This is a genomic window from Novosphingobium sp. B-7, assembly GCF_000410615.1.
Taxonomy (GTDB): Bacteria; Pseudomonadota; Alphaproteobacteria; order Sphingomonadales; family Sphingomonadaceae; genus Novosphingobium; species Novosphingobium capsulatum.
The window spans coordinates 667-4,963 of record NZ_KE148383.1 but is presented as its reverse complement, the minus strand read 5'-3'; the positions used below and the strand labels follow the sequence as shown (position 1 = coordinate 4,963).

The 4,297-nt window shown below is 66.0% G+C and carries 2 protein-coding genes and 1 pseudogene; all 3 read left to right on the top strand.

The features are described 5' to 3' along the window. Nucleotides 1-817 (top strand): efflux RND transporter periplasmic adaptor subunit (locus tag H926_RS28105; RefSeq protein WP_022677235.1); only part of this gene is annotated, 817 nt, incomplete at its 5' end. 13 nt (nt 818-830) lie between these two features. After that, the gene (locus H926_RS0116095) at nt 831-3,995 is read left to right on the top strand and encodes an efflux RND transporter permease subunit (protein ID WP_022677234.1); all 3,165 of its coding nucleotides are present in this window, start codon (nt 831-833) and stop codon (nt 3,993-3,995) included. Next, nucleotides 3,992-4,297 (top strand): annotated as a pseudogene (locus tag H926_RS33435) (RND transporter); the annotation flags it as partial. The gene H926_RS0116095 and the pseudogene H926_RS33435, both read left to right, overlap by 4 nt.

Genomic DNA, 4,297 nt, shown 5'->3' with positions numbered 1-4,297 from the left:
CGGCCAACCGCTGTTTGCCGTGGCCGCCAACGAAGCCGCGCAGAGCGAGGCCGACATCATGACCGCCGCCGCCGCGGTCAAGGTGGCGCAGGCCAATGCCGCCCGCCTGCACGATCTGGCCGCCAACAAGGGCGCCGCGCTCAAGGATGCGCAGCAGGCCGATGCCGATCTTGCCGCCGCGCAAGGCAATCTGCTGGCCGCCCAGGGCCGCCGCCGCGCACTGGGCAGCATCAGCCATGGCGAAGGGATTGTCCGCGCGCCAGTGGGCGGCGTGGTCACCCAGCGGTTGATCGGCATGGGCCAGAACGTGGCCAGTGCCACCGGCGGCGCGGCCACCCAGGCTTTCACCATTTCCGATTTCTCGCGCGTGTGGCTGGTCGGCAACCTGCGCGAGGAAGACGCCGGGCTGGCCCGCCTGGGCCAGATGGCGCTGGTGCGCCTGCCCGATGGCACCACCTTGCGCGCGCCGCTGACCTATGTGGCGCCGATGATCGATCCGGCCACACGCCGGCTGACCGTACGCGCGCAGATCGCCAATCCCGATGGGCGGCTCAAGCCCGAAACCTATGTCAGCTTTGCGCTGGAAACGGGCGGCGCACGCCAGGCGCTGATCGTGCCGGAAGAGGCTGTGATCTTCGAAGGGGACACCGCGCGCGTCTGGGTGGCCGACATGCGCCGCCACAGCCTGGTGCTGCGCCCGATCGGCACGGGCCAGGTGGGCGGCGGCATCGTCGAGGTGACGAGCGGGCTCAAGCCAGGCGAAACGGTGGTGACGGCAGGCAGCCTGTTCATCGACCGTGGCGCCAAGGCGGATTGAGGGAGCGCGAGGCATGAACCCTGTCGTTGCCCTGGCCCTGCGCCATCGCGTGCTTGTGCTCATCTTGCTGGCGCTGTTCCTGGTGGGCGGGGGCATTGCCTTTCGCCTGCTCAATATCGAAGCCTATCCCGATCCCGTGCCGCCGATGGTGGAGGTGGTGACGCAGAACCCCGGCCAGTCCGCCGGTGAGATCGAGCGCACCGTCACCATGCCGATCGAGATCCAGCTGGCGGGCATCAAGAACGTCAAGAAGGTGGAGACGATCTCGCTGTTCGGCCTGTCGGACGTGCGCGTGCAGTTCACGTTCGATTACGACTATGACCAGGCCAAGCAGCAGGTCATCAATGCCCTGTCGCAAGTGCCGCCCCTGCCCGGCGGCGCCCAGCCGGGCATTTCGCCCACCAGCCCGATCGGCGAAATCTATCGCTATCGCATCGTCGGGCCGAAAAACTATTCCGTCACCGATCTCAAGACCATCCAGGACTGGATCCTGCAGCGCCGGTTCAAGGCGGTGCCCGGGGTAATCGATGTCAACGGCTGGGCCGGCAAGAGCAAGACCTATGAGGTCACGATCGATCAGCGCGAGCTGGTTGCCTACGGCCTGTCGCTGGGCCAGGTACTCAACGCCATCAACAATGCCAACGGCAATGTCGGCGGCCAGACGATCAACCTGGGCCCGCAATCGGCCGTGGTGCGCGGCGTGGGCCTGATCCATTCGATGGACGATATCCGCGATACGCTGGTGGCCACCCCGGCGGCGGGCAAGCCAGTGCAGGTCAAGGACATTGCCACGGTAGAGGTGGGCAACCAGCCGCGCCTGGGCATCGTCGGCCAGGACAACGATGACGACATCGTCCAGGGCATCATCCTGATGCGCCGCGGCGAGCAGAGCCTGCCCACGCTCAAGGCGGTGGAGGCCGAGGTCGACAAGATCAACAACGAGGGCATCCTGCCACCCGGCGTCCATCTCGAAAAGATCTATGACCGCACCGACCTGATCGACGTGACGACGCATACCGTGCTGGAAAACATGGTATTCGGCATCGCGCTGATCTTTGCCGTGCAGTGGATCTTCCTGGGCACGTTCCGTAGCGCGCTGGTGGTGGCGGCCACGATTCCCTTTGCCCTGGCGTTCTCGATCCTGATCATGGTGCTGCGCGGGGAATCGGCCAACCTGCTGTCGGTCGGCGCGATCGATTTCGGGCTGATCGTCGATGCCACGGTGATCATGGTGGAAAACATCTTCCGCCATCTGGCCCAGCCACCGCGCGCGCGCTTTGCCGCCACTGGCGCGCTCGATCACCAAGGCGGCATCGCCAGCTTCTTTGGCAAGCTGGGCATCATCGAAATGTCGGCCGCCGAGGTGAACCGCGCGATCTTCTTTGCCGCGGCGATCATCATCGCCGGCTTCCTGCCGCTGTTCACGCTGACCGGGGTGGAAGGGCATATCTTCGGCCCGATGGCCAAGACTTATGCCTATGCCATCGTCGGCGGGCTGATCGCCACGTTCACCGTGGCGCCGGTGCTTTCGGCCTTCCTGCTCAAGGACGAGGAGGAAGAGCGCGAGACGCCGATCGTGCGCGCGATGCGCCGCGTCTATGATCCGGCGCTGCGCTTTGCGCTGGCCAATCGGGTGGTGGCGCTGGGCACCATGGCGGCGCTGCTGCTGGCAGCCGGCATTGCCATGCATGGGCTGGGCCTGGAATTCCTGCCCAAGCTGGAAGAGGGCAATTTCTGGATTCGCGCCACGCTGCCGCCCTCGATCAGCCTGGAAGAGGCGCAGGGCCAGGTGAACCGCATGCGACACATGCTGATGAAGTATCCCGAGGTGAAGACCGTCATCAGCCAGCTTGGCCGCCCCGACGACGGCACCGACACCACCGGCTTCTTCAATGCCGAATTCTACGTGCCACTCAAGCCGGCCAGCCAATGGCCGAAGGGCGTGACCAAGGAAGCACTGACCCGCCAGGTGAATGCCGAACTGGCCGCACCCTTCCCCGGCGTGGAATTCAATTTCAGCCAGAACATCGAGGACAATGTCGAGGAAGCCGCGAGCGGCGTGAAGGGCGCCAATTCGATCAAGCTCTATGGCAACGATTTGCAGGCGCTGGAAAAAACCGCCTATCAGATCAAGGGCATCATGGCCAAGATCCCCGGCATTACCGACCTGTCGGTGTTCGATGCGCTGGGCCAGCCCACGCTGAACATCAAGATCAACCGCGACAAGGCCGCGCACTATGGTCTTGCCCCCGGAGACATCAACGCCGTGGTCCAGGCCGCGATCGGCGGGCAGGCGGCGGGCAACCTCTATGAATATGGTTCTGACCGCAATTTCCCGATCGTGATCCGCCTGGCGCCGCAGTTCCGCCAGGATCTGGCCGCGATCCGCGCCATCCCAGTGGCGGTGCCCAATGCCACCGGCGGGGTCAGCCAGATTCCGCTTTCGACCGTGGCCGATGTCAGCCTCGTCTCGGGCTATTCGTTCATCTATCGCGAGAACCAGTCGCGCTACATCCCGATCAAGTTCTCGGTGCGCGGGCGCGACCTGGGCAGCGCGGTGCTGGAAGCGCAGCACAAGATCGCGGCCGAAGTGAAGCTGCCCGCCGGCAGCCGCATCGAGTGGGTGGGCGAATTCGGTGATCTCCAGGCCGCGCTTGCCCGGCTGGAAGTGGTCGTGCCGATCAGTCTGGCGCTGATCGTGATGCTGCTGTTCCTCAACTTCGGGTCGGTGCGCGACACCGCCCTGGCGGCCAGCGTGATGCCCATGGCGCTGGTCGGTGGCGTGCTGATCCTGGCGCTGACCGGAACCCCGTTCAGCGTGTCGGCGGCGATCGGGTTCATCGGCCTGTTCGGCATTTCGGTGATGGAGGGCATTCTCGTGCTGGCCTATTTCAACCAGTTGATCGGCAATGGCATGGACCGGGCGCAGGCCGTGCTGCATGCCGCACGCACCCGCTTCCGCCCGGTGATGATGACCTGCATCGCCGCCTGTGTCGGCTTGCTGCCGGCGGCGGTATCGACAGGCATCGGCAGCCAGGTGCAGCGCCCGCTGGCCATGGTGGTGGTGGGCGGCATCCTTCTGGCGCCGGTGCTGATCCTGATCGTCTTGCCGGTGATGATCGATCTGTTTTCCAACCGCCCGGTCCGCCCGGCCCAGGAACCGGAGCAGGCGGCATGAGCGCGCGGCAGGTAATTGTCGCGGCCGCCTGCGTGCTGACCAGCGGGTGTGCCGTGGGGCCCGATTTCCACACCCCCGCGCGCCCTGCGCAAACCGCCTATGCCCCGGCCACGCCCAGCGCGATCACCGCGCCCGATGGCGTTGCCGGCGGTACGCAGGTGCTGTCAGCGGGCGCGGTGGCGGGCGAATGGTGGCACGCGTTCGGCTCGCCCGCGCTCGATGCGCTGATCGACCGGGCGCTGGCAGCCAATACCGATCTGGCCGCCACGCGCGCCGGGCTGAGACAAGCGCGCGAGCTGTGG

Excerpts from the sequence above, each read along its gene's own strand:
- H926_RS0116095 (WP_022677234.1), top strand. The coding sequence starts at position 831 with ATGAACCCTGTCGTTGCCCTGGCCCTGCGCCATCGCGTGCTTGTGCTC.